Origin of the sequence: Mesorhizobium sp. WSM2240 (assembly GCF_040438645.1) — a bacterium.
Classification (GTDB): Bacteria; Pseudomonadota; Alphaproteobacteria; order Rhizobiales; family Rhizobiaceae; genus Allomesorhizobium.
This window is the reverse complement of the sequence record NZ_CP159256.1, coordinates 386,018-409,909: the sequence shown is the minus strand read 5'-3', so window position 1 is coordinate 409,909 and position 23,892 is coordinate 386,018. Positions and strand designations below refer to the sequence as shown.

21 protein-coding genes and 1 pseudogene are annotated in these 23,892 nt (G+C 61.0%); 17 read left to right on the top strand and 5 right to left on the bottom strand.

Features of this window, described 5'->3' with window-relative positions:
• Positions 1 to 7 precede the first annotated feature (7 nt).
• The 3 genes from ABVK50_RS31670 to ABVK50_RS31660 are packed head-to-tail and all read left to right on the top strand — an operon-like array spanning position 8 to position 3,395.
• A complete protein-coding gene (locus tag ABVK50_RS31670) occupies positions 8 to 913 on the top strand; it encodes an aromatic ring-hydroxylating dioxygenase subunit alpha (protein WP_353646884.1) in 906 nt (301 codons plus the stop codon).
• A 23-nt stretch (positions 914 to 936) separates the two neighbouring features.
• On the top strand, positions 937 to 2,703 hold the full coding sequence (locus ABVK50_RS31665; protein ID WP_353646883.1) for a Rieske 2Fe-2S domain-containing protein: 1,767 nt from the start codon (positions 937 to 939) through the stop codon (positions 2,701 to 2,703).
• Positions 2,704 to 2,711: 8 nt separating this feature from the next.
• Complete coding sequence (locus ABVK50_RS31660; protein ID WP_353646882.1) at positions 2,712 to 3,395, top strand: glutathione S-transferase; 684 nt, start codon at positions 2,712 to 2,714, stop codon at positions 3,393 to 3,395.
• Positions 3,396 to 3,474: 79 nt separating this feature from the next.
• On the opposite strand, the gene ABVK50_RS31655 is transcribed toward ABVK50_RS31660, so the two are convergent.
• Positions 3,475 to 4,872, bottom strand: a complete 1,398-nt coding sequence (locus ABVK50_RS31655; protein WP_353646881.1) for a DUF2235 domain-containing protein — start codon at positions 4,870 to 4,872, stop codon at positions 3,475 to 3,477.
• A 308-nt stretch (positions 4,873 to 5,180) separates the two neighbouring features.
• Positions 5,181 to 5,351, bottom strand: a complete 171-nt coding sequence (locus ABVK50_RS31650; RefSeq protein WP_353646880.1) for a hypothetical protein — start codon at positions 5,349 to 5,351, stop codon at positions 5,181 to 5,183.
• A gap of 216 nt (positions 5,352 to 5,567) precedes the next feature.
• Between ABVK50_RS31650 and ABVK50_RS31645 the strand changes: the two genes are divergently transcribed.
• From ABVK50_RS31645 to ABVK50_RS31625, 5 genes are all read left to right on the top strand, one after another.
• A complete protein-coding gene (locus tag ABVK50_RS31645; RefSeq protein WP_353647066.1) occupies positions 5,568 to 8,687 on the top strand; it encodes an adenylate/guanylate cyclase domain-containing protein in 3,120 nt (1,039 codons plus the stop codon).
• Positions 8,684 to 9,898 carry a YcaO-like family protein gene (locus ABVK50_RS31640; RefSeq protein ID WP_353646878.1) on the top strand — a complete coding sequence of 405 codons (1,215 nt, stop codon included), beginning with the start codon at positions 8,684 to 8,686 and terminating at the stop codon, positions 9,896 to 9,898. The genes ABVK50_RS31645 and ABVK50_RS31640 overlap by 4 nt, the downstream gene beginning before the upstream one ends.
• A 1-nt stretch (position 9,899) precedes the next feature.
• Entirely contained in the window at positions 9,900 to 10,688 is a 789-nt protein-coding gene (locus ABVK50_RS31635) for a TfuA-like protein (protein WP_353646877.1), read from the top strand.
• Positions 10,689 to 10,903: 215 nt separating this feature from the next.
• Positions 10,904 to 11,929, top strand: coding sequence for a hypothetical protein (locus ABVK50_RS31630; RefSeq protein WP_353646876.1), 1,026 nt, complete (start codon positions 10,904 to 10,906; stop codon positions 11,927 to 11,929).
• Positions 11,930 to 12,038: 109 nt separating this feature from the next.
• Positions 12,039 to 12,530, top strand: coding sequence for a hypothetical protein (locus ABVK50_RS31625; RefSeq protein ID WP_353646875.1), 492 nt, complete (start codon positions 12,039 to 12,041; stop codon positions 12,528 to 12,530).
• 31 nt (positions 12,531 to 12,561) lie between these two features.
• Here ABVK50_RS31625 and ABVK50_RS31620 read toward each other — a convergent pair whose 3' ends face one another.
• Both ABVK50_RS31620 and ABVK50_RS31615 read right to left on the bottom strand, forming a co-directional pair.
• Positions 12,562 to 12,879, bottom strand: a complete 318-nt coding sequence (locus tag ABVK50_RS31620) for a hypothetical protein (protein ID WP_353646874.1) — start codon at positions 12,877 to 12,879, stop codon at positions 12,562 to 12,564.
• 383 nt (positions 12,880 to 13,262) lie between these two features.
• Positions 13,263 to 13,439, bottom strand: a complete 177-nt coding sequence (locus tag ABVK50_RS31615) for a hypothetical protein (protein WP_353646873.1) — start codon at positions 13,437 to 13,439, stop codon at positions 13,263 to 13,265.
• 158 nt (positions 13,440 to 13,597) lie between these two features.
• Between ABVK50_RS31615 and ABVK50_RS31610 the strand changes: the two genes are divergently transcribed.
• The 9 genes and pseudogenes from ABVK50_RS31610 to ABVK50_RS31570 all read left to right on the top strand — a co-directional run bounded on the left by ABVK50_RS31610 (position 13,598) and on the right by ABVK50_RS31570 (position 22,557).
• Positions 13,598 to 14,122: a hypothetical protein gene (locus tag ABVK50_RS31610; RefSeq protein WP_353646872.1), complete on the top strand. Its 525-nt coding sequence runs from the start codon at positions 13,598 to 13,600 to the stop codon at positions 14,120 to 14,122.
• An 80-nt stretch (positions 14,123 to 14,202) separates the two neighbouring features.
• A pseudogene (locus ABVK50_RS31605) lies at positions 14,203 to 14,280 on the top strand (RidA family protein); the annotation flags it as partial.
• Positions 14,281 to 14,503: 223 nt separating this feature from the next.
• Positions 14,504 to 15,418, top strand: coding sequence for a LysR substrate-binding domain-containing protein (locus ABVK50_RS31600; protein ID WP_353646871.1), 915 nt, complete (start codon positions 14,504 to 14,506; stop codon positions 15,416 to 15,418).
• 101 nt (positions 15,419 to 15,519) lie between these two features.
• Positions 15,520 to 17,112, top strand: a complete 1,593-nt coding sequence (locus tag ABVK50_RS31595) for an FAD-dependent oxidoreductase (RefSeq protein ID WP_353646870.1) — start codon at positions 15,520 to 15,522, stop codon at positions 17,110 to 17,112.
• Entirely contained in the window at positions 17,109 to 17,969 is an 861-nt protein-coding gene (locus tag ABVK50_RS31590) for a transporter substrate-binding domain-containing protein (protein ID WP_353646869.1), read from the top strand. The genes ABVK50_RS31595 and ABVK50_RS31590 overlap by 4 nt, the downstream gene beginning before the upstream one ends.
• A 47-nt stretch (positions 17,970 to 18,016) precedes the next feature.
• Positions 18,017 to 18,763, top strand: a complete 747-nt coding sequence (locus ABVK50_RS31585; protein WP_353646868.1) for an amino acid ABC transporter permease — start codon at positions 18,017 to 18,019, stop codon at positions 18,761 to 18,763.
• Positions 18,760 to 19,599 carry an amino acid ABC transporter permease gene (locus tag ABVK50_RS31580; protein ID WP_353646867.1) on the top strand — a complete coding sequence of 280 codons (840 nt, stop codon included), beginning with the start codon at positions 18,760 to 18,762 and terminating at the stop codon, positions 19,597 to 19,599. Before ABVK50_RS31585 ends, ABVK50_RS31580 begins: the two co-directional genes overlap by 4 nt.
• A gap of 46 nt (positions 19,600 to 19,645) precedes the next feature.
• Positions 19,646 to 20,374: an amino acid ABC transporter ATP-binding protein gene (locus ABVK50_RS31575; protein ID WP_353646866.1), complete on the top strand. Its 729-nt coding sequence runs from the start codon at positions 19,646 to 19,648 to the stop codon at positions 20,372 to 20,374.
• A 137-nt stretch (positions 20,375 to 20,511) separates the two neighbouring features.
• Positions 20,512 to 22,557 carry an NAD(P)-binding protein gene (locus tag ABVK50_RS31570; protein ID WP_353646865.1) on the top strand — a complete coding sequence of 682 codons (2,046 nt, stop codon included), beginning with the start codon at positions 20,512 to 20,514 and terminating at the stop codon, positions 22,555 to 22,557.
• 20 nt (positions 22,558 to 22,577) lie between these two features.
• On the opposite strand, the gene ABVK50_RS31565 is transcribed toward ABVK50_RS31570, so the two are convergent.
• A complete protein-coding gene (locus ABVK50_RS31565) occupies positions 22,578 to 23,867 on the bottom strand; it encodes an FAD-binding oxidoreductase (protein WP_353646864.1) in 1,290 nt (429 codons plus the stop codon).
• Positions 23,868 to 23,892 lie beyond the last annotated feature (25 nt).

The window sequence follows — 23,892 nt, the reverse complement described above, 5'->3', positions numbered from 1 at the left end:
AAGGATGATGAACACGACCAAATGTACGGATCCGGTGATCCTCAATCTATGGCACCCGATCGGTGCGATTGACGAGATGCCAGTCGGCATCGTCGTTGAGACTGTACTGCTCGAGGAGCGCGTCAGCCTTGCCAAGAGTGCGGACGATACCGTCGCGATCTGGCGTTCGCGGTCGCCATTGCGGGCGGGCGACAAGGTCGACATCGCCTCGATAAGCGACCGCCTGCCCGCCAAAATTGCCTATGGTTATGCCTGGACCTCGCTCGGTTCGCCGCTGCAAGACATTTTTCCGATTCCCGAATATGCCGAGGCCGACCGGCGCAAGCTCAATGCGGCTACCATTGGTGTCAATGTTTCGGCGCCCCGGGCCATCGAGAATTTTCTCGACATGGGCCATTTTCCCTATGTTCACACCGACATCCTCGGCGTCGAGCCGCACACCGAGGTCAAGGAATACGATGTCGAGATTTCGGTCGATCGCGACGAGATCCTCGCCACGCGCTGCCGCTTTTTCCAGCCGATGGCCTCGACCGCTTCCGATGGCGGCGCCGATGTCGACTATGTCTATCGCGTGCCCCACCCTTATTGTTCGGTGCTTTACAAATCGAGCCCTGTCGACGAGACGCGACGCGATGTGATCGCGGTGTTCTTGCAGCCGGTCGACCAGGAGCATGTGCGCGCCCACATGATGCTTTGCGTGCTCGATGAGGACAATGAAGACAGGGTGATCAAGCGCTTCCAGCAGACGATCTTCGGCCAGGACAAGCCGATCCTGGAAAACCAGGTACCGAAGCGTTTGCCGCTCGATCCACGCGCCGAAACGCCGATCCGCGCCGATAAATCGGCGATCGCCTACCGCCGTTGGCTGAGCCAGAAGGGCGTGACTTACGGCGTCATTCCGGCCGCGGCCTGACGAACGTTCTGGGAGAACCTTGCATGCTGGAACAAGCCCGAAACCGATGGCATCCGATCGCGTCGGGCTCCGACCTGCCGCACCGCCATGTCTTTCATGGCCAGTTGATGGGCCGGGAATTCGCCGTCTGGCGTGCAGATGATGGTTTCGTCAATGTCTGGGAAAACCGCTGTCTGCATCGCGGCGTCAGGCTTTCCATCGGCATCAATGACGGCCGCGAACTGAAATGTCAGTATCATGGCTGGCGTTACGCGAACCGGACGGCCGGCTGCACCTATATTCCGGCGCATCCGGCCGACGCGCCGGCCCGTACCATCACCAACCGCACCTTTCCCGCGGTGGAGCGTTACGGCCTGGTCTGGTCGGCGGAAGAACCGATAGGGGAGTTACCCGAAGTGGCGGGTCTTGCAGAAGGCGATCTCCTGGTCCTGCGCGCCATCCCGGTCAACGCGCCTGCCGACCTGGTCATCGAGCGTTTGAAATCCTACCGCTTCCAGCCGAGCGGCAAATTTGATGGAGCTGATGCGAATGCGTCGGTCGAGGCGGCGCGGGAGTTTTCCATTGCGCTGCGCTCCCGCGACGGCGATTCTGAAACGCTCGCCGTGTTCTTCGTCCAGCCGGTCGATTCCAACCGTTCCGTCATTCGCGGTGTCCTCGATCGCGACGTGCAGGGCGCGGGGCGCATCGCCGTCCTGCGTCATCACAATGAGCGGCTTTCGACCTTGCGCGATCTGGCCGAGCGTGAAGCGGCGGCAGCACCAGCGCCCGCACCGATCGAACCTGTCTATCAAAAAGTGGCGCCTGAACTCGCAGAACTCCCCGAGCTGAGTGCGTCTGGCCGCAAGGCGGCGCTACGCGTCACGGTGTCGAAGAAGTGGCCGGCGGCCGATGGTATCGCAGGCTTCGAGCTTCGCCCGATCAAGGGCATGTTGCCGACTTTCCAGCCAGGCGCCCATATCGACGTGCACATGCCCAATGGCGAGATTCGGCAATATTCGATCATCAACGGGCCGGGCGAAACCGATCGGTTCGTTATCGGCGTCAAGCTCGAGCGGGGTTCCAAGGGTGGCTCGAAATGCATGCATGAGACCATAAGCGAGGGGGACGTGCTGGCGATCTCCGAGCCGCGCAACAATTTTCCGCTACGCCGCGATGCAGTGAAGACGCTGTTCGTCGCCGGCGGCATCGGCATCACGCCGCTGCTGGCCATGGCGCAGGCGCTGAAGAATCAGGACCTTGCCTATGAACTGCATTACTTCGCGCAGAATGAAGCGCAGCTGGCCTTCCCCGACCGCCTGGAGCCTCTCGGGGATGCATTGAAGCTGCATCTCGGCCTCTCTCCGGATGAAACAGGCGTTGCGCTGCGCAAGTTGCTGTCGTCCTACAGGCGCGACATACACCTCTATATGTGCGGTCCCGGTCCGATGCTGGAAACCGCGCGCGCCATCGCGGCCGAACAGGGCTGGCCCGAAACGGCGGTGCATTTCGAGTATTTCAAGAACACCAATCTGATCGACGACAGTTCGAGTTTCGAAGTGGCCCTGGCGCGGTCCTGCGTGACGCTGAAGGTACCGGCAGGAAAGACAATCCTTAAAGTGATGCGCGAGGCCGGCATCGACATGCCATCATCCTGCGAGCAGGGCGCCTGCGGCACCTGTGTGGCGACTGTCATCGAGGGCGAGCCGGACCACCAGGACGTTTATCTAAGCCCGTCAGAGCGGGCGTCGGGAACCAAGATCATGACCTGCGTCTCCCGCGCCAAGTCGGCCCGGCTCGTGCTCGACCTGTGAGGGCGGAAATGATCACGCTTTACGACTACGAATTGTCCGGCAATTGCTACAAATTGCGGCTGCTGATGAGTTTTCTCGGCATCGACTACAGGACCGTACCGGTCGACTTCTATCCGGGCCGCGAGCACAAGTCGGAGTGGTTCCTGAAGCTCAACCCGCTCGGCCAGCTTCCGGTGCTGGAGGATGATGGGCTCCTGCTCCGCGACGCCCAGGCGATCCTCGTCTATCTCGCTGCAAAATACGATCCATCCAACACCTGGTACCCGCGCGACCATCCGGCTTTGCTCGGCGAGATCAGCCAGTGGTTGGCTTTTGCTGACGGCATCACCGGTACAGCATCAGCGGCCCGCCTGCATGACGGACTTTTCTACGATTTCGACATCGACGCTGCGCGGGCCGGCGCGCACCGGCTGTTTCGCGTACTCGACGAGCATCTGTGGTTCGGTGAACAGGAGGGCCGCGACTGGATCTGCTCGGCAAATCATCCGACCATCGCCGACATTGCCTGCTTCCCTTACATCATCCTGTCAGAAGAAGGCGGTATCTCGCGCCAGGATTATCCGGCGATCCGCCGTTGGTGTGATCGCTTCAAGCGCATCAAGGGATTCATCGTGATGTCGGGCGTCTTCCCGGCCGGGCCAGCAATTGCGGCTAATGGTGCAATTGCCACTTCATTCGATGCGAAGTTATGACCCATTTTGCGGACGCTAAGATCATCAAACTGTTGCCTCAAAGACGACGCTCGCTTGAGCGAAGTGCATCGCAGCCGTTTTAGGCATCTGAGGTGCCGGAAGTTTTGTAATGATGCTTCACCAACTCGTGGTCGCGCAACGCCTCGGGGCGATAAGGCTTAAGCACGTTGTACTGCAGCACCTCGGGCAGTTCGAAGCGATCGATAACGGATTGGTGCAACTCGGCATCGGGGCGGACTTTGCGGACAAGAGTTCGGGTGTGCCTGTAGACACCACGCCTTTTCTCGTCATGCTGCGGGCCGGCAGCATCTGGAAATAGGGTCAGCCACGTTTGGTCATAGACCAGGCCGACGGCTACCGCGGCGTCCAGTGTCCATTTGAGCGCCGTGTCCGAAAGGCGTGAATCGTTTTCGGGATAGCTGCCACCGACGTCGGAATGGTTCCCGGCAAACCAGAACTGTTCGAATTTCCTGACCCCGTTTTCATCGACCCCTTCGTCGCCTATCCATCCAACCCGCTTGAATTCGGCACGGTTCTCGTCGATCGAGATCGCATGTCGGGCATAGGGCACTCGCGACGACAGCTTGAAGTCATGAAATCTCATCCGGAATTCGGTCCAGTGCCTAGTCTGGCGCGCGCTGTAGCCCGGCAAAGGACCGGGGGCCTTAAGGTGTTCGCCTGTGTACCATATCGCGGCGAGGGCAGTGGCAAGGCTGCCCAGCACTCCTGCCCACCAAAGGAACGGGAAAGCAAAGAATGACAGTATCCAAGAAACAGCCACGAGCGTGACAGCCAGCAAGGCCATGAGCATACCGAGCGCCTGGGGATTGGCCAGCGAAGCAACCGTGTCGAACACCCCGATGAAATAGGGAACGGTATTCGATATGTCGCCGTCGCCCGATCCGTATTTGTCTCTGAATTGCGCGGCCAACAGGTCACGCTGTTCCAAGCGCATCAGTTGCTCGGGAGTGGCTTTCTCCCGGTATCTTGAGCTGGTGAACTGGTAGACATCCTTTACCGCCTCCCTTGCGATACGGATGGTCGAGATTTCGTCGCGCAGGAGCGGCGTGTCGTCTGGCATGCGGGTCGGCACGCCGCAATAGGTGAGTACCCCGCCCAGCGCCCTGACAGTATACGCCCCACGGCTGAACCCGAACAGGAATATCCTGTCCCCTGGCCTCCACATCCTTATGATGGCTGCGTAGCACTGGATCATGTTCAAGGTCAGACCGAGTCCGGTTGCCTGGCTGACAAGGTTGTGGAGACGGCGGAACAGCCTGAGAACGATGTTGCCTTCGATGGGTTCGGTGCCGATGCCGGGGTCATAAAAGGCAAGTTGTTCGGCGGGATTGACCGAATACTCGGGGCCGCATCGGGTGGCCCGGTAGAGCTTGTAGATGTTGCTCCGGTTCTCGTCGAAAAAGATTCCGCCACGCTGTCCCGTCCCGTCCGCGAAAACGATAATGTTTCTTGGCATCGCATCCTCGTCGAGCAGCCCGCGTCCGCTTAGCGTTTTCCTTCAGACGTCGCGCATCGGAACGTCCCACGCTGCCATATTTAGTCTTGTAATTGTAGAGATGTCGCTTCCGGGTGCCGCCTGCGTTGGATATCTGCCGTCTTCATCCCGGCTTCGCGCTTCTGCAGATGCCGCGATCTGGAAGTCAGCTCTGGCCGCATGATTGAAACGAAACAGCCTCCCGGGAGCGGTCGAATTCTCTGCCGGACCTTAATGCATGTCTAAACTGTACAACCCCGCGTCCGCTGGTCTGTGAGATTTGCCACACACTAGCCCGCCGATGGGCGAACGTCCGCCTTCGAGACGGACGACGAATGGGTGGAAATGGCGCGCCGCTTGCTTAGCAACACCCCGAAGCCGACCAGATGGACGACGTCCTTGCCGATGCCGATGCCGACCACCGTCGGTGCTGGCGTTGTGCACTGTGGATCGGGCTGCATAGGTTGCTTCTCCTTCTCTTCGCGGGCGTCAGTCCTTGCAGACTAACCCGCTGGGGGAAGCAGCCGGTCCATCCCATTGGAAGACGTTCCTCGCTCGAGTTTGCGGCCCTAGCGGGCACTTGACCTCAGGGCCGTTCCAAGTCAACGCGGACGTGCTTTTGTCGTCCCAAATCGCCAATTCCTAGGGCTCGCGGTAGACGTTGAGTTTGGATAAGATTGTATTGCGACTATCGTGGTGGTGTTAAGATTTTTGCGGGCTGTGCGATGTCTACTGAGGGAGGACGAGTACGAACCGGCGCCCTTTCGGGAGAACGCAGGCAGGTCACCGCGCTCTTCTACGACATTGTTGGCTCGACCGCTTGGCTGCACCAGCTCGATCCCGAAGAATTCGGCGACATGCAACGGACGCTCCACAACGAGACGACCGCACTGATTAGAAAGAATGATGGTTACCTTGAGTGGCTTCAGGGCGATGGAGGCTGCGCCTTCTTTGGGTTTCCCCAGCCGAGCGAGGATGCCGCCGAATGTGCGGTAGCGTCGGCCCTTGAGATAGTCGAGCGATGCGAGTGGCTGGCACAACATTTCGGATCCAGCTTAAAAATAAGGGTCGGCGTCGCCACCGGCCTGGTAGTGGTCGCCGACGCTTCGAACACAAAACTTCCCCGCCAGACCGAGGTCATCGGCATCGCCCCGGCGCTCGCTGCCCGCATTCAGTCCGAAGCCGCGCCGAACAGCGTCGCGGTGGCGGATGCGACCTATCGGCTGACCCGCGGAGCGTTTGAGTTTGAGGAGATCGGGTTTCGGGAGCTGAAGGGTTTTGGCGAGCCGGTTGCGTTGTGGCGACCGATAGCCCGACGGCAGCGAACCGACCGCTTTTCGGCTTATCGGCGCGCGTCGGCGCCTTTGGTCGGTCGCGACGAGGAGCTTGAGCTGTGCCAACGACGCTGGACCCGAGCCATAGACGGCAACGGCCAGCTCGTTTTCCTACATGGCGACGCAGGCATCGGGAAATCGCGGCTAGTCACGGAGCTTCGTGGTGATCTCGCCAAGCAAGGTGTGGACACCCTCGTATTTCAATGCCAACCCCGCGGCAATACTGAACCGCTGCATCCCTTTCTGGAACCGATCAGGCAGGCGGTCGCGGAAGCGGCAAAGGATGACGATCCAGATCGGGACGCCGCTATTCGTTTTCTGCGTTCGCTCGGCTCCGACGTTGGCGAGTTGAACGCCGAGATCGTTGCGTTCCTATTGACCGGCAAAGCGCGAGGACTGTCAGGCGAAACCTGGCAGGTCGATCTCTCGGACGAAGAAATTCGCGAGCGCGCGGTCGAGGCCATGCTGGCTGTGCTGACTTCCTCCTCCGCCTCAGGACCCGTCTTCATGGTGATTGAGGATCTGCACTGGGCTGATACCCTCACAAAGGCGTTAGTCGCCATGCTGCCTGGGTGGATCGAGTCGAAACCCGTTCTCGCCATTGCAACGTCGCGAGAGGTCATTGACCCCGAGCTTCTGGGCGACCCGAACGTGCTCGCCATGGCGTTGTCCGGACTTACTGCTCAAGCGACCTCGGAACTGATCGAGCGAATTTGGGAGATGACACCTCCCGATGGGCTTGCTGCGTTTGTCTACGACAAGAGCGACGGCGTACCGCTCTTTGCAGAACAGCTTGCGCTGCTGCTGAGGGAGCGCGCAAACGTGAGCGTCCAAGATCGAGCCGGATGGGAAGCGCCGCTTCGCGAGGGTCGCATTCTAAATCTGCAGGACCTTATCGCGGCCCGTCTCGCAGGCCTGGGACAGTTGAAGCGCGTGGCGCAGATTGCGAGCGTTCTGGGGCGGGAGTTCGGACGGAAGCTTCTGGTCGCCCTGCTGGAGCCTGAGCCGCTCCCTGCACCTCTGGACGAGGTGATCGAGACGCTTATTCAGGCCGGAATCCTTCGTCGGATTTCCACGGGCGCGACAATCCGATTTCGTCATGTCCTCATTCAGGAGGCTGCGTACGACAGTCTCCTCAAATCTGAACGGCGGGAGATCCACGGACGCATCGTTCGCCTCATTCAGTCGGGGTCAGTTTCGTCGCTCCCGGACGAAATCATGGCGTGGCATTTCGAGCAGGCTGGCCAGCCACTCGAGGCGGCGCGCCACGCAATCCAGGCCGCGGAGGCATGCAGTATCCGTTCGGCCATGCATGAGGCGGATCGCCTGTTGGATTTCGCAGAGAAGCAGCTCACCCAGGTTCGCAAAAGCGGCGACGCGAACGATCTACTGCTTCGCCTCCTTGCTGTTCGCGGACCGGTCGCTGCTGGCCAGTTCGGGAGGGGGAGCCAGCAAGCGCGCTCGATTTACGAACGGGGGGTCTCGCTCTGCGCGGAACGCGAAGATGAGGATCGCGCCAAGTGGTTTCCGCTCTACTGGGGCTGGTGGTTCACTGCTCCCGATTACGAGACGCAGCGCGTGAGATCGGACATCCTCGTGCGCGACCTCAAGGACTCGGCCGATCCGGAGGTCCGGCTGCAATCGCTCCATTGCGCGTGGGCGACGAACGAAGATGCCGGGTTACACTCGCATTGCCTGAAGTGCGTCGAGGACGGACTCAAGCTTTACGACGAGAACCGTGCACGATTCAGCCGCGGTCGCTACGGGGGCCACGACGCGAAGGTCTGCGCTCTGGGCGAACGGGCCTTCTCTCTCTGGTTCATGGGCGACGACGCGGGATCGTCGGAAAGCATTGATGCGGCGAAGCAGTGGGCCGAGCACATCAACCATTTGAACAGCGTACTTCATGCGCTGGAGTTCGAGATTGAGCTGAACCATTATCGGAATGATTATGGGGGCGTTATCGCGGTGGCGGACAGGATCGGCGAACTCGCGCTAGGGGCGCCAGGCGTGCTCGCCAAGGCGGCGCTCTTTCGCGCCTGGGCGCACGGCCTGAGCGGGGACCCAGCAGGTGGACTGATGGAATTCGAAGCCGGCCTGGCGCGCCAACAAGAGATCGCCACCCCAGAGGGGGTGCCGATCTATGAAGGCATGCGCGCGCAGCTCTTCGAGCGTGCTGGACAGATCGACGAAGCCTTGTCTATCCTGGACAACTCCATCGCTGCCTCGATCCGGAGCGGGCAAGTGTACTGGCTGGCGGAACTGCTGCGGCAGCGGGCACTTCTTCGCCGTGCCCGCCACGAGCCGGAAGGGGCTGTTGCGCTGGACCTCAGTCGTGCGCTCGAAGCCGCGACCGATCAGGGAGCCGTGGCGCTCGTTTCGCGGGTGCGCCTCGATCTGAAGCGGCTCGGTCTTCGAGCCCTGCCCCCAGACCGGCACGCCGACCGGCCCTCTGGCACATGAACGAGACGCATGTGGCTCCCGTCGCCGAGCTAGGCGAACGGCTCGAGCGCGAATTTGTCGCCTGCAGCAACTTCCGCGGCCGGGAGCCTGGAGCTACCGAGGCGCTCGTCCGGGCGCTCTTCTCCGCGCGGCGGCGCTTCGGAATAACGCGGATCGGATCGCTGGCCCGGCTCGATAGTGCCGGCGTCGTGGTCGCCCAAGTGGTGCGGCCGCTGTCGCTTTCCAACGCGGTGTCCCAAGGCAAGGGCGAGAACCTAATGGAAGCGGCCGCATCCGCCGTGATGGAAGCGCTCGAGTGCTGGGCGGCGGAAAGGATTTCCGCCGACCGCATCACGATCGCGAGCGCGCGGGAGCTGGGTGACGAGATACGCAACCTCTACGCCGGCTGCCGCGTTCATGGTTTCGACGCCGGCTGGGATCAGCTCAGGCTCGGCTGGACAAACGGCTACGACCTGATCTCGAAACGCGTGCTGCCGGTGCCCGTCGCCTTGGTCGATACAATCTACACGCTTCCCTCGCCGCACCCTGTCGCTTTTCCGCGCTCGACGCGGGGACTTGCCGCTGGTCCCACCTTGCTTGCCGCTATCATACATGCGGCACTCGAAGTCCTGGAACGGGCGAACATAGCAGGCGCACGACGATATCCGCGTTCCTATCCAGAAATTCGCATCGATCCGGCCAACGCCAGCGGACCGCTTTCGTCGAGGATAGTCGCCCGCCTCAGGGCCGCGAACCTTGCTGCCGGCATCTGGCTGGTCCCAGGCGATCACGGCCTGCCCGTCTTCCGATGCGAGGTTATCGAGACGCAGAGCCATCGCGAGATTGCGCCGATGCCGGGCGAAGGTTTTGCCTGCGATTTCACCCATGACCGCGCCCTGGCGAGAGCCCTTATGGAGGCGGCACAGGCGCGGGTGACCGCGATTGCGGGCGCCCGCGAGGACATAACGCGTGCGTCCTACCCGGAGCGCTACGACCGCGACGATCTCGATGCGCGGCGACGTGCATTCCTGTCCGCGAGCGAAACGCACGTGCTTACGGACGAGCGCGACGGGCCCGCCTCTGGGGCCGCCGCGCTCCGTTACGTGCTCGATGCTGTTAGGGATGCCGGAGGACAGGCGGCGCTGGTCGTACCTCTCTACGGCGGCAGGGATCCGGATATCGAGGTGGTGCGTCTCGTCGTCCCTCCGCTCAGGGACGTCACCGGAGTATAGGATGGCGAACGCCCCGATCGTCTTCATTGGTCCGACGCTGCCGCGTGCTGAAGCCGCAGCCATTCTCGACGCTACCTATCTGCCACCCGCTGAGCAGGGTTCGGTCGTACGTGCGGTGCAAACGTATCTGCCGAACGCGATCATCCTGATCGACGGCTCGTTCGGAAAAGTGCCGGCCGTGCGTCACAAGGAGATCCTGTGGGCGCTTGCAAAAGGCATCCCGATCTTCGGGGCGGCAAGCATGGGTGCCCTTCGGGCAGCCGAGCTTGCGGCGGTAGGGATGCAGGGCCACGGGTTCATCTATCGGTGGTACTCGCTGACGCTCCTCGCGGACGACGATGAGGTTGCAGTGGCGATGTGTCCCCCCGAGCTAGGGGCAGCGCCGCTGAGCGAAGCCCTCATCAACATCCGCCTCACCTTGCGCCGCGCGATGCGCGCCGGGATAGTGACGGCCGAGGAGAGGCACACGCTCGAAGCGCTGGCACGCGACACGCATTTCGTAGATCGCAGCTACCCCCGCCTGCTCGCCGATGCACGATCCACCTCATCTGGGCAATCAAATGTCGCTCTCGACCGCCTGGCCGACTGGCTCCCGTCGGGAGCGATCGACCGCAAGCGCGAGGACGCGGTGGGACTTTTGTCTAAACTCGCGCGTTATCCGGAGCTGCTTAGGACGCGCGCGGCCCCGTCCTTCCGGGTAACGGAGGCCTGGGCTTACGACCTCGACGCGGCAGCACTTTGGGGCGACGATATTGTTTCAATTCTTGCGGAAGACAGCAAAATGACTTAAGAATGACTTCAGCCGACCTTGGAACGGGAGGTGGGGGCGCCGGCATGAATGCTACCGGGCAATGGCAGTCTGGCGAGCGGACCGCGGTTTCGCAGCTGGGAACCCGCTTTCTCGTTTTCCCGCAGCCTCCTTTTATCCCAGGTTATGAGCGGCCGGAGACGATTTGGGTCTCCACTCCGCCTAACCGAATCGGCCCGGGGCCGGCCGACCATCGAATGTACGTGATCCGTCCGCTGGTCGAGAAGCAACCCTACCAGTTCCCCTACCTACCTCCCTATGCCGGCGTCCTGCGACCTCCAGCGGAAGCGGGTCCGGACGGCCACTTTGACAATATTCCAATCGGCACGCCGGAATTCGAGGCTGCGCATGCTTATGCCTGTGTCCGGCGCGTGCTCGACATCTGCGAGAGTTACCTCGGGCGCGAGATCCCCTGGTTTTTCGAACCGACCTACGACCGTCTTGAGATCGTGCCGCGACTCCGCTGGGATAACGCGCAGTCAGGCTACGGCTTTCTAGAGATGGGGGAAGACGAGGCGCGCGGCGAGCCGCAGCCGTTTGCGCTGAATTTTGACGCCCTCGCGCATGAGATCGGCCACCTGATCATCTTCGGCGTGATGCGGGTTCCGCGATTCGACCCGCCTCACGAGTATTTCGCCTACCACGAGGCCGTAGCCGACTTCATTGCGCTGATCAGCCTCCTGCATTTCGACAGAGCGCTCGACCTGCTTCTGCGAAGGACGCGCGGCAACCTGCTGATTGCCAACGAACTTGACCGCTTCGCCGAGCTTTCCGACGAAAAGCAGGTGCGGTTGTTCAGCCATTCGCTACGGATGAGCGACGTCAGCGTCGAGGTGCACGACCTCTCCAAACCCTTCGCAGGCGCGCTGTTCGACATCCTGGTCGAAGTCTATCAGGTGCTGCTTTTCGAGCGCGGGCTTTCCGATCTAGATCCGCGCGACTTCCGCGACCTCAGGAGCGAGCTTTCGGAAGAAGAACTGGAGGCGCAGCTTTCGGCTTCGCTTGGCGACAACGACAGCCGGCATTTTGTTCTGAAATCGGCGCTAGAAGAGGCGCGCGATCTCGTTGGCGAGATCCTGGTCCGCTCGTGGGTAGAGCTTGAGCCAGAAACCCTCGACTATCGCCGGGCTGCGGAGGCGATGATTGTGGCCGCCGAAAGCGGACGCGGTAGCCGCTTTGCCGGCAGCGTCATCGACAACTTCGCCTGGCGCGAAATCTTGTGAGGGAAAACGCGTGCCGGACGGCAAAACATCAAAAGCCTCGCAGCTACGGCCGCCGTTCGACGACGGTGAACCACGTCAGCCGCGAAGCGATCCAGGAGGGAGAAGCGCAATGTCGTATGAAGATATTCCTGCACCGCCGAATATTGATAATTTCCGAGCTGACCATATAACAGTTTATGGAGTGAAATTGAATGAGTACGAGGATGAGCCACTCCTCCCTTTGTCATCATTATCTAAACTCTGGTTAGCCATAAAAGTAGTAGACGACAAAGGAACTAAAGACAAAGAATTTATAACAATTGCAGTCGCTTACGGTTACGCTTTTGAGGGACACTGTTATCGTATGGACCGGCCAAAACTTCTCGTTTTTGAGCATGAGGATGACAAACCGGCGTCAGGATGCGGTTTTGGCGGAGACTATCGAATGTGGCGTATTCGCTCTAAGACTGAACTTCTTGAAATTGCCTTGAGCTTCGATCTGGCAGAAAAGCTAATTCTAGAAGCCAATTTGCCGGGCAATCGCGCTCCGAACACCTATGGAAACAACATGCAGCTTGCCCACCGAAGTGGTCGAATCGGTAAGAGCGGTGCCGGCTCTTAGTGTTAACTGACCCGCCGAGTTGGCGGGTTTCTCATCTTGATTCAGTCGCCGGAGATGTTTCCTCGACGTTACGGTCTTCGCAATAGTGAGGCGTGGTAACGCTCGGTTGGTCGTCCACCTCGATGCAGTCACCTTCCGCCACCCGCTGGCGCGTCAAATAAGGCTTGTAATCTTTTTTCCCGTCCGGCGAGACCTCTATAGTGATCTTACCTGGGCCAGTATTAGGCTTTACAGTCCAAGGGACGGAAGCATCAACATCCAACTCTTTGGCTGGCTCGTACCTCTCAGCAATATGATCCATTATGCGGATGTACTTCTTATTTTTCGTCGATTTCGTTCTGAACTCCATCTCAGCATCCTCCGGGCTTCTATCGCCACGACAGCGTCACAGGCAACGCTAGGATGGGACCACCGCCGCCAGTTGTAAAGCGTGCTTAGTCATAGACAAAACTGACTATCCGGCGCACAGGTATTCGCGCACGCTCGGCCGATTTGCTAACTGGCGTGAACTGCCGCTGCCAGCACCGTCACCGGCGCGGTGATCCGGTCGATTGCGGCCTCACAGCCAGTAACATTGTCATGGCGCGAGAGCTGACGCTGGAAATTTCTAGAGGAACGAAATGGAACCGCCTTCGCATTGTTTTTCGACTATACGGGCCGTCTGAAGAGTGACTGGCTGACAAGTGACGCCGGCGGACCGCTCCCTCGTCATTTTTGAAGCAGGAAGGATAGTCATGACGGAAGTGCCCGAAGCCGTGCGCGCGGCTTCTGCCCGTCGATCGCTCGTTCGACACGCTTGAAACGCCGGCGGTTCTCATCGACGCGGATATAGCCGGCGCCAATCTGCGCTGCCGGCAGGAGCACTGTGATCGCGCCGGTCTTGCCAATCTTCCGCACATCAAGACGCACCGCGGCGTCACCTGGGCACTACGGCAGCTCGAACTAGGCGCAAGCGGTGTCACCGTGCAGACGGTCGGCGAAGCCGAGACAATGGCCGGGCCGGCATCACCGACCTATTCCTGACCGCGAACACGCTCGGCGCTCGGAAGCTTGCGCGGCTGGCCGAGGTGGGAAAGCGCCGTCATCTCGCGGTCGTCGCTGACAGCAGGCATGTGGTGGATGCGGTCTCCGGCGTGGCAAAGGAGGCCGGTGCGCATATCCGCGTGCCGGTCGAGTGCGACACTGGCGGCGGGCGCTGCGGCAGCCCGGACATGTGGAAGGACGACAGCTTGACGCCGGTGACGGAATACCGTGCAGGCACCTATATCTACGACGACCGCGCGCTTCTCAGCTGCGGCGCCGCCAGCCTCGATCAATGCGCGATGACCGTTCTTGCCATGGTGGTCACTCGGCCGACGGCCGATCGCGCCATCGCCGATGCCGGCTCCAAGGCGCTCACTTCCGACCTCATGGGCCCTGCAGGATACGGGCAGGTGCTCGAACATCCCGATGCCGTCATCTATCGGCTCAACGCGGAACACGGGCTGATCAATGTCTCGCGCTACGCGACGTCACCGAAGATTGGCGACCGCGTCTACATCCTGCCCAACCACACCTGCGTCGTCTCGAACCTTTCGACCGGACGTTCGTGATCAGCGGCGGCAAACTGTCGGAGGCCTGCCGGTCGAGGCGCGCGGCAAGTCGAACTAAAGGAAGAAAATCATAACCAAACATTTTCGGCACGTCTCACGTCCCGCTCTCCCCTGCGGTGAGGACGGGCGGCTTCACCTACGTCTCGGGGCAGGTGCCATCCTCACAGTATATCGCGATGAGCCCGATCAACGCGTAGCTTAACAGCCCAATGCCACATCGTGCGGAGGAGCAGGGTGCGACCCATACACGCTCCAGCTCGTTCTGGAGGCAACTTTCATTTCAAAGCGATGACTTTCTGCGATTGTGTCAAACTATTAACCCTGACCATAGCGATACTATCAGTGCCTCTGTGAAACTCCGGCGAGACGGACGCGTGCACCTTGAAAAGTACCTTGAACCTTCTGCACTACGCAGCGTTTCGAGCCGTTATGCTGACCGGCACGGTGAGCGGTGCTGCGGAGCTTCTCGGACGCAGCCAGCCGGCAGTGAGTCGGCTAATCGACAAGCTGGAGTCCGAACTTGGCGTCTCACTGTTTGACCGACGCAAAGGGAAGGTCACGCCGACGTCTGTAGCGAACCTGCTGCTCGATGAAATCGAAAGGGCTTACGTCTCACTGCAAACGCTGAATAGCTTTGCTTCGCGGCTGGCAAGGGGCGAGGGTGGAGAGATCAGCATTGCGGTCATGCCGGCCTTGGGTATCACGTTCATACCCCATCTGCTGGCGGATTTTAGGAAGCAGTGGCCAAGGACCAAGGTCACCTTCAGCGTGCGCTTGTCCGCAAAGATTGAGGAATGGGCGGCTTCGCAGCAGATCGATTTCGGCTTAGCCGAGACGCCGTTCAAGCGGTCCGGTTTTCGCACAGAGATTTTCAGCGATGCGCCGTACATCGCAGCGGTGCCGCGCGATCATCCACTCGCCGATCGCAGCCGCCTGCGACCGGCGGATCTTCGCGAAGGACCGCTAATCTACTGGACGCCCTTTGTCTCCGCACGCCACCTTCTCGATCAGGCATTCCAGTCCAGCAGTGTCAAGATCGATGCGGCCTATGAAACCACTTTTTCAGCTTCGGCGTACGAAATGGTCAAACAGGGCATCGGCATAGCCATCATCGATCCCTATACGGCGATGGCGCAACTAGACGACAATGTAAGGCTGATTCCTTTTGCGCCGGCGATTCCATTCAACGTCGCCCTCCTGCGCCCAGAGATGCGCACGGCCAATCCTGCCGCGGACGCCTTGCTGGAGCTGATGGCGGAAAAGCGGGACCGGCTTCTGGCGCAGTTGCCACGGTAATATATGCATTTCGCGCATATCGATCGCCAATAATTCTATTTTGAACATTGTGGGTTCGTTGATTTATTGGCGCGATCGCTCCTCCAGGGAACGGGCCGCCAATGCCGCCGAAACTTACCGAGACGCAAGGCAGGGATTACGACGTGGTCGTGATCGGCGCCGGCATCAATGGGGCAAGTGCGGCGCGGGAATTGGCATCGGCGGGCTACAGCATCCTGCTTGTGGACAAGCAGGATTTTGCCTCAGGCGCTTCCAGCCGCTCCTCCCGCATCCTGCATTGCGGGCTTCGCTATTTCGAAACGCCCAATCCCGTGCGCACGTTCGCCTTTCACCCGCTGCGCCTTAGCGGGGCTGTGCACATGGCGCGTGCAGGCATGGAGGCCAGGGCGGAACTCGTGGCGCTGGCGCCGGAAAGATGCAAACCCTTCACCATGTGCTTTCCCGTCTATCCGGAAAGCCCGGTTCGGAATTGGCATCTAGATCTCGGTTTGCGTATCCTACGACGTCTCGGCCCGCTGGAGCCACCGCTTGCCTATCGCCGGCTGACGAGGGATTTCGAGGACCACCTGCCGTTCGCGAGCCATCTGCGCGACAGGGGGCGGCTCCAGTCAATCGCCACCTATCGCGAATACATCATGGACTGGCCGGATCGGCTGTGCGTGGACGCGGCCTTGGACGCAGAGGAGAACGGCGCGGAAATACGCCTTTTCTGCGAGGCCAAGATCGTGCGGAGGCAGGAGAGCGGCTGGCGCATCGAACTGAAGGACCACGACAGCGGCGAACCCGTTGAAATAGGTGCTGCCGTCGTGCTGAACATGACCGGGACCTGGATCGATGAGGTGAATGCCGGCGCCATGACCGGCGGAGCCGCCCCCCGGTTGATCCGCGGCACCAAGGGCGCGCATATCGCGGTACGGCTACCGGATTCCTATCGCGGTTACGGCATTACCACGATCAACCGCAGCGGCATGCCATTTTACTGTCTCCCGTCCCACGACGACTGTTTCTATTTCGGGCCGACCGAGACGCCCTTCGACGGCGATGCCGCCGATGTCGCGGCAACTGACGAAGATATCGATTTCCTGCTCGGGGAGGCCAATTACATCCTTCCGGGACTGGAACTGGCCCGGCGCCATGTCGAGTTCACCTGGGCCGGCGTGCGGCCGCTCACCTTCGATGTGCAACAGCCCATGGGCCGACGCACGCGCGAGATTCATGATCTCGCCGGCGCCGGGAAGCCGGGCATTTTCGCCATGACGGCTGGCCCGGTCATGACCCATGTGAGCGCCGGGCGCGAGATGCGAAAGGTTGTCGAGAAGTATCTGAGCCCGGCACGCAGCGCGACTGGAAGACAGATTTCGGCCATCCAAGGCCGCGGCGTGGGATTCGGTATTTCAAGGCCGCCTGTAGAGGGAAGGCGCGCCGCTTTCCGCAGAGCAGTGTCGGCGGAGCATGCGCGGGACCTGAAGGGAATTCTATATACCCGGACAGGCCTTGCTTGGCGCCGCCATCTGGATCGCGGGGAAGTCGAGGAGGCTGCAAGCTCCGTCGCCGATCTCGCCGGCTGGTCGCCGGAGCGGACCACCGGGGAAGTCGACAAATTCACCCGATACCAGAAGACGGTATTCCGTACCGCATCGGACCCGGTTCAATCAACAGAAACGACATCAACAATGGGAGATGTTCAAGCATGAAACGCAAATCCGCATTGAAAAGCATTGCCGCCCTTGCCGTCACTCTGGCCGCGGGCACGGTCCTTTCCGCCAATTGCGCGCAGGCAGCCGACTCGTATCTCAAACAAATCCTGGATCGAGGCGTTGTGCGTGTCGGTGTGCAGGGAGCTTTCAAGCCCTGGTCTTTCCCTGCGCCGGACGGTTCCATGCAGGGCATCGAGGTTGATCTCGCCCAATCGGTGGCCGACACGCTTGGCGTGGAGCTCGAGCCGGTGATCATCACTTCGGCCAATCGCATGCAGTTCCTGCAGCAGGGCAAGATCGATCTGATCATTGGCGGCATGTACGACACTGCCGAGCGGCGCAAGGTCGTCGGAATAATCGAACCCGCCTACTGGAGCTCCGGTCCGACGCTGCTTGCGAAGGAAGGCGTCGTCACTGATTGGAAAGACATCGCCGGCAAGCCAGTCTGCGGCAAGCAGGGCAATTACTACAACAAACAGGTTGAGACCCAATACGACGCAACCATTATTTCCTTCACTGGAAATACTGAGGCCAAGCAGGCGTTAAGGGACGGAAAATGCATCGCGTGGCTCTATGACGATGCGCCCATCATGGCCGATCTCGCATCAGGCGAATGGGAAGGCTACGAAATGGCCGTTCCCGTCCTATACGATAATCCGTGGGCTGCGGCAGTACCGCTGCCGGAAGTTGATAAAGCCTGGGGTGTGTTCATGTCGGGCATGGCGTATCGCTGGCAGGCTTCCGGGAAATTGGTCGAGCTCGAGAAAAAGTGGAAAGTGAAGCCGTCGGACTGGATCGCCGAGCAGCATGAAAAGGCGCAGTGGGATGCCAGTTACCTGCAAGGCAGCAACTGAGCCCATGCTACGTGGAATGTTGATCAATGACGGGTGCCGGAGCTGAAATGTTTCAGTTGATCGCGCCATTCTTCCAGGATCTCTACGAACGCACGGGCCTGAATTTCATCGTCTTCTACGACAGTTATGAATACGAGCGGTTCCTGTCCGGCGTCAGCGTATCGCTGCAACTGATATTCTGGTCGATCGCCGTTTCTGTGGTCATCGGTGTATTGGGGGCCTGGGCGCAGACCGCCCGGGCTCCCGTCCTGCGCGTACTGATGGACGCCTATATCCAGGCATTCCGCAACACGCCGCCCATGGTCCAGCTCCTGTTCTTCTATTTCGCCCTCGGCACCTTCACACCGCAGGTCGATATGGGAGGCTATTACCAGCCGCTGATCTCTTCGTTCATGTGGGCGGTCATTTCGCTCGGCATTTTCGGCGGCGCCTTCAATGTCGAGATCTTCCGCGCCGGCCTCGAGGCCGTGCCGGAATCGACGAAGGAAGCCGCCGAGAGCCTGTGCATGACCAAAGGGCAGACATACTTGTACGTCACGTTGCCGCTGGCATTCCGCATCAGCCTGCCGGCGCTCACCAACAACCTTGTCAGCTTGGCCAAGACGACCTCGCTTGCTTACGTCATCGCTGTCCCGGAGATGACCTCCACGTTGAACCAGGTCTGGTCTGCTAACGTGAACGTGCCGGAGATGATGCTGCTTTTGTTCCTCTTTTACGTGCTCGTCGTGTCGCTTCTGGCCACCGCGCTCCACTTCATCGAGCGCAGGCTTGCCTTGCCAGGATACGGCCAATGAGCGGCGAAGCTTTCCGCATAGATGCCCGTCGCCTCGGCGAAGGCAGCTTCTGCTCGCGAATCCATTGGCGACATGGCGTCTGGCTCGGCCTGGCCTTCTTCGGCTCGCTTGCCTTCGCCTATGCGCAATCGGAGCCCGAACGGCAGGTCCCTTCGGCCATCGGCACGCTGATCTTATGGCTGCCCTTCATCCTCAAGGGCTTCGGGCTCAATCTCCTGATGAGCTTCATCGCCATGGCCGCCGCGACCATTCTTGGAGTCGGATTGGGTCTGCTGCAGGTCAGCCGTTCGGCCCTATTGCGGGCGCCCGCGTGGTTCGTGACGCATCTGTTCCGCAACTCGCCATGGTTGGTGATCCTGTTCATGATCATGTTCCTGGTGCCGTTCGAGATGCGTCTGCCGGGCGGTGATACGGTCAGGATACCGGACTGGGTCAAAGCCACGTTCGCCTTCTCGCTGCCGGTGATGGCCAATATCAGCGAGATCCTGCGCGGCGCCATCAATTCCATCCCGAAGGGCCAGTGGGACTCCGCCGAGAGTCTGGCCTTTACGCGCGGCCAGACATTGCGCTGGATCATCCTGCCTCAATGCGTCAGACGCGCCATCCCGCCATGGATGAACTGGTATGCGCTGCTCGCGCTGGCGACTCCGATGGCCTCAATACTTGGCGTGCGGGAGGCGGTCGGCAATGCCCAGGCGGCCATGGAGGCGGCAGGCGCGCGCCCGGAACTCCTCATTCCGTTCTACCTTTTCCTGCTGTGCCTGTTCTTCGCCTACATCTACCCGATCGCAATCTGGACGCGGAAGCTCGAGCGAAAATATGTTGTTGCAAACTAATTCGATTGCTCGCAGAGCGAACCCGCAAACGAACTGGTCGCCGGACATGCCGATCATATCGCTGCGGGACGTGCACAAATCCTTCGGCGCCGTGGAGGTGCTCAAGGGGATCAGCTTCGATGTCCACAAAGGCGAAGTGATCTGCATCATCGGCCCGTCCGGCTCGGGCAAGTCGACGCTGATCCGCTGCATAAACGGCCTCAACAATATTCAGAAGGGCTCGATCAAGGTCGAAGGGCAGGAGGTGAACGACCCGAAGCTCGATCTGCTTGCCCTGCGCAAGAAGGTCGGCATCGTCTTCCAGCAATACAACCTCTTCCCGCACAAGTCGGCCCTCCAGAACGTCATGATGGCGCCAGTCCTGGTGTTGAAGGAGCCGAAAAGGGAAGTCGAGGAGCGGGCCCGCGCGCTGATCGCCAAGGTCCGTCTGCAGGGCAAGGAGGACGCCTATCCGGGAGAGCTGTCGGGCGGTCAGCAGCAGCGCGTCGCCATTGCGCGCAGCCTGGCAATGCGCCCCGACATCATGCTGTTCGACGAGGTGACGGCCGCGCTCGACCCCGAGACGGTGAAGGAGGTGCTGCTCACAATCCGGGAACTCGCAGCCGAGGGCATGACCTGCATCCTCGTCACCCACGAGATGGGCTTTGCCCGCGAAGTTGCGGACCATGTCTATTTCACCGATCGCGGCGTGATCGTCGAGCACGGTCCGCCGGATCAGTTCTTCACCAAAGCGAGTGACCCGAGAACAAGGCAGTTCCTGAGCCAGATTCTCTAGGATCGTAGGAGTTTCAGTCCGAAGCTTTCGAGCTATGGGCCCGGGAAAATGAACCAGACAGGCCGGTGACGGCGGCGTGCGGGCGAACCTATCCGCGCGATCCATCGTGCTTGGCCAAAATTCGGCAGGAGAAAGAAATGAACGGGCCGGAAGCCAGGACCATCACCAAGGATCCGCTGCTGCAGCCGCTGACCATCAAGAAGCTGACATTGCGCAACCGCATCATGAGCACCAGTCATGCCTGCGGTCTGGAAGTCGACGGAATGCCGGAGGAGGCTTACCAGCGCTATCATGAGGAGAAGGCGCGGGGAGGGCTGGCACTTTCAATGTTTGGCGGCTCTTCCAACGTCGACCGCGATTCGCCCAACATCTTTCGCCAGCTCAATGTCGGAACGGATGCGATCATCCCGCATCTCCAGCAGTTCAGCACGCGCATGCACGATCTCGGCGCTGCGTTGATGTGCCAGATCACACATCTGGGCCGCCGCGGCGATCCATATGCGGGCGACCGGCTTTCCACGATCGGTCCGTCGCCAGTGCGCGAGACCCTTCACCGCAGTATCCCGAAAGAGATGGACGAGCACGATATCGGCCGTGTCGTGAAGGCCTATGCGCAGGCTGCCCGGCGCTGCAAGGAAGGCGGGCTGGACGGGATCGAGACCTTGGCGGCCGGACATCTGATCGGCCAATTCCTGTCGCCGGTGACCAACCGCCGAACCGACCGCTTCGGGGGTTCGCTGGAAAACCGCCTGCGGTTCGGGCTCATCGTGCATGAAGCCATCCGAAAGGCAGTGGGGGACGACTTCCTCGTGGGAATGCGCTTCGTGGTGGATGAGGGCCCGGACGGCGGGTTGGGCTTTGAGGAAAGTGTCAAAGCGGCCCTGATGCTCAAGGAGGCGGGAGCGGTCGACTTCTTCAACGCCATTTACGGCACCATGGATACGACACGCGCACTTGCCGAGGAGAACATGCCCGGCATGGGCTCGCCGCTGGCGCCCTGGGTGAAGCCGGTCGGCACCTTTCGTCACGAAGTCGGACTGCCCGTGTTCCATGCCGCGCGCATTGCCGATGTCGCTTCGGCACGTTTCGCCGTAGTGGAAGGCATGTTGGACATGGCGGGCATGACACGCGCCCAGATCGCCGACCCTCACCTGGTGGAGAAGCTCGCCAGCGGGCGCGAGACTGAAATCCGGCCTTGCGTCGGCGCGACGCATTGCCAGTCGCCATATCGGCCCTCCTGCCTGCACAATGCGGCGACCGGCCGCGAACTGACGCTGCGCCATGTGATCGAGAAGGCGGACGGGTCGGCGCGCAAGGTGGTCATCGTCGGCGGCGGGCCAGCCGGCCTGGAGGCGGCGCGCATCAGCGCGGAGCGCGGCCATGCCGTTTCACTCCACGAAGCGGGCAGCGACCTTGGCGGACAGATCCGCATCGGCGCAACGGGTTCCTGGCGTCGCGATCTCATGGGCATCGTCGAGTGGCGCCAGGCCGAACTGCAGCGCCTCGGCGTATCGGTTCACACCAACAGCTACATGGAAAGCGCAGACATCGCCGCGCTCGAACCGGATGTCGTTATCCTCGCCACGGGCGGCCTGCCGCAGATCGATCTTCAGGAGGGAGCGGATCTGTGCCTCAGCACCTGGGACGTCCTGACCGGACAGGTTCCGCTACAGAGCGAAGTGCTGATCTATGACGGAACCGGCCGGCACCCCGGCCCGCTTGCCGCAGAGCACGCCCGGCAAGCGGATGCCGAGGTCATCTATGTCTCGATAGACGCACAACTGTCGGAGGAACTGACCTATGCTGAGCGCGTGCGGTGGAAAAAGCGGTTCCTGCAGATCGGCGTAAAACCGATCTTCGAGAGCCGCCTCTTTTCCGTCCAACGCAAGGCCAACCGGCTGCAAGCGCGCTTCTTGAACGAGATCTCGCGGGAGGTGACGAGCATCCTGGTGGACCAGGTCGTCATTGAGCAGGGCAGCATCCCTATGAACGAAATCTATTCCGAGCTTCGCGCCCAATCGGCGAATGACGGCGTCACAGATCTCGACGCCATGGTGAAAGCTGCGGCGCAACCGCGTCTGCGGGACAGCGGCTTTGAACTGCACCGCATAGGTGATGCGGTTTCGAGCCGGAATATCCACGCCGCGGTGCTGGATGCCTTACGGATATGCAGCGCGCTGTGACTATTCGTACTGAGGCGGTTTCAGCGGCCGATGCCGTCGAGAAACTGATACCAGCTGGCGATGGCGCGAACCGCCGGCTCGCGCAGGAAATAGAACGGGATAGGTTTCGGCCCAGTCCGTTCCATGAGGCCAAGATCTGGCTTGTCCCCCAGCATCAGGTCGACTATGCGACGGCCCATGAGGCTCGACATGGCAATGCCGGCTCCGTTGTAGCCCAGCGCAAAGCCGGTCTGCTCATCGAGCATGCCGACCTGCGGCAGGCTGTCCATGGTCATCGCCACGAGCCCGGACCAGCGATGGGTGATTATGCTGGTGGAAAGCTGCGGGAACATCTCCTTCAGCGCCTTTTCGAGTGCCTGGAACGCGGAAGTGGAATCTTCGCGGCCGAAAGCGCCGCGCCCGCCGAACAGCATCCGGTCGCCCACAGGGCGGAACCAGCGCATCATGCGCCGTGTCTCGCTATAGCTCCGGCCGTAGCGCATGAGAGTGGTCCGAAGGTCAGGGCCAAGCGGTTCGGTGGCGATCATGGCGCTGCGGAAGGGGATGACGGTTCCGCACACCGGCGACGTGGCGGGCGTGATGTCGGAATAGCCATTGGTGGCGATCAGTTCATGCCGGGCACTTACTTGACCCTGCACCGTCTTCAGCACGGTCTGGTCGCCGTCCCTGTTGCGCGCCAATACTGCCGAATGCTCGAAGATTTCGCCGCCGCCCGCGCGCACCGCGGCCGCAAGCCCGCGTGCATAGTTCAGCGGATGAATGACGCCGGCATGGTTGGAAAGCACGCCGCCGACGAAATCGGCCGATCCGGTTTCCTCCCGCACCTGGTCGGCGCCGAGTATGGTCAGGCTGGTGTCCGCGAACATGTCACGCGCCGTCTCCGCCTCGGCCACGAGCCTTTTCTGGGCAAGATCGTTGTGGGCGCAGCGCAGATTGCCGGTTCGGGCAAAGTCGGCATTCGCGATGCCCAATTCTTCTATACTCTGCTCGACGCAATCCATCGCCTCGTGACCAATGTCGTGCATGCACCGGGCTATTTCCAGACCGTGGCGCCTGGCAATGTCGCTTAGCGAGACACGGAATTTGGTAGAGACAACTCCACCGTTGCGGCCGGAAGCGCCCCAGCCTATCTCGGCCGCTTCCAGTATTACCGGGCGCAGGCCGCGTTCGATAGCGCGCAAAGCGGCGCAGAGGCCAGTATACCCGCCGCCGATGATGGCAATGTCGGCCTTGACGGCGTTGGAGAGCGCAAGCGGGGCCGGCGCGGGCGAGGCCGTCTCCCGCCACAGCGATCGAGGATGCGCCCGCATTGTCCCCATTCTTCCCTCGAATCCG

Excerpts from the sequence above, each read along its gene's own strand:
- ABVK50_RS31575 (WP_353646866.1), top strand. The coding sequence starts at position 19,646 with ATGCCGATCATATCGCTGCGGGACGTGCACAAATCCTTCGGCGCCGTG.
- ABVK50_RS31660 (WP_353646882.1), top strand. The coding sequence starts at position 2,712 with ATGATCACGCTTTACGACTACGAATTGTCCGGCAATTGCTACAAATTG.
- ABVK50_RS31670 (WP_353646884.1), top strand. The coding sequence starts at position 8 with ATGAACACGACCAAATGTACGGATCCGGTGATCCTCAATCTATGGCAC.
- ABVK50_RS31655 (WP_353646881.1), bottom strand. The coding sequence starts at position 4,872 with ATGCCAAGAAACATTATCGTTTTCGCGGACGGGACGGGACAGCGTGGC.
- ABVK50_RS31590 (WP_353646869.1), top strand. The coding sequence starts at position 17,109 with ATGAAACGCAAATCCGCATTGAAAAGCATTGCCGCCCTTGCCGTCACT.
- ABVK50_RS31565 (WP_353646864.1), bottom strand. The coding sequence starts at position 23,867 with ATGCGGGCGCATCCTCGATCGCTGTGGCGGGAGACGGCCTCGCCCGCG.
- ABVK50_RS31620 (WP_353646874.1), bottom strand. The coding sequence starts at position 12,879 with ATGGAGTTCAGAACGAAATCGACGAAAAATAAGAAGTACATCCGCATA.
- ABVK50_RS31635 (WP_353646877.1), top strand. The coding sequence starts at position 9,900 with ATGGCGAACGCCCCGATCGTCTTCATTGGTCCGACGCTGCCGCGTGCT.
- ABVK50_RS31580 (WP_353646867.1), top strand. The coding sequence starts at position 18,760 with ATGAGCGGCGAAGCTTTCCGCATAGATGCCCGTCGCCTCGGCGAAGGC.
- ABVK50_RS31650 (WP_353646880.1), bottom strand. The coding sequence starts at position 5,351 with ATGCAGCCCGATCCACAGTGCACAACGCCAGCACCGACGGTGGTCGGC.
- ABVK50_RS31640 (WP_353646878.1), top strand. The coding sequence starts at position 8,684 with ATGAACGAGACGCATGTGGCTCCCGTCGCCGAGCTAGGCGAACGGCTC.
- ABVK50_RS31570 (WP_353646865.1), top strand. The coding sequence starts at position 20,512 with ATGAACGGGCCGGAAGCCAGGACCATCACCAAGGATCCGCTGCTGCAG.
- ABVK50_RS31625 (WP_353646875.1), top strand. The coding sequence starts at position 12,039 with ATGTCGTATGAAGATATTCCTGCACCGCCGAATATTGATAATTTCCGA.
- ABVK50_RS31585 (WP_353646868.1), top strand. The coding sequence starts at position 18,017 with ATGTTTCAGTTGATCGCGCCATTCTTCCAGGATCTCTACGAACGCACG.
- ABVK50_RS31595 (WP_353646870.1), top strand. The coding sequence starts at position 15,520 with ATGCCGCCGAAACTTACCGAGACGCAAGGCAGGGATTACGACGTGGTC.
- ABVK50_RS31665 (WP_353646883.1), top strand. The coding sequence starts at position 937 with ATGCTGGAACAAGCCCGAAACCGATGGCATCCGATCGCGTCGGGCTCC.
- ABVK50_RS31630 (WP_353646876.1), top strand. The coding sequence starts at position 10,904 with ATGTACGTGATCCGTCCGCTGGTCGAGAAGCAACCCTACCAGTTCCCC.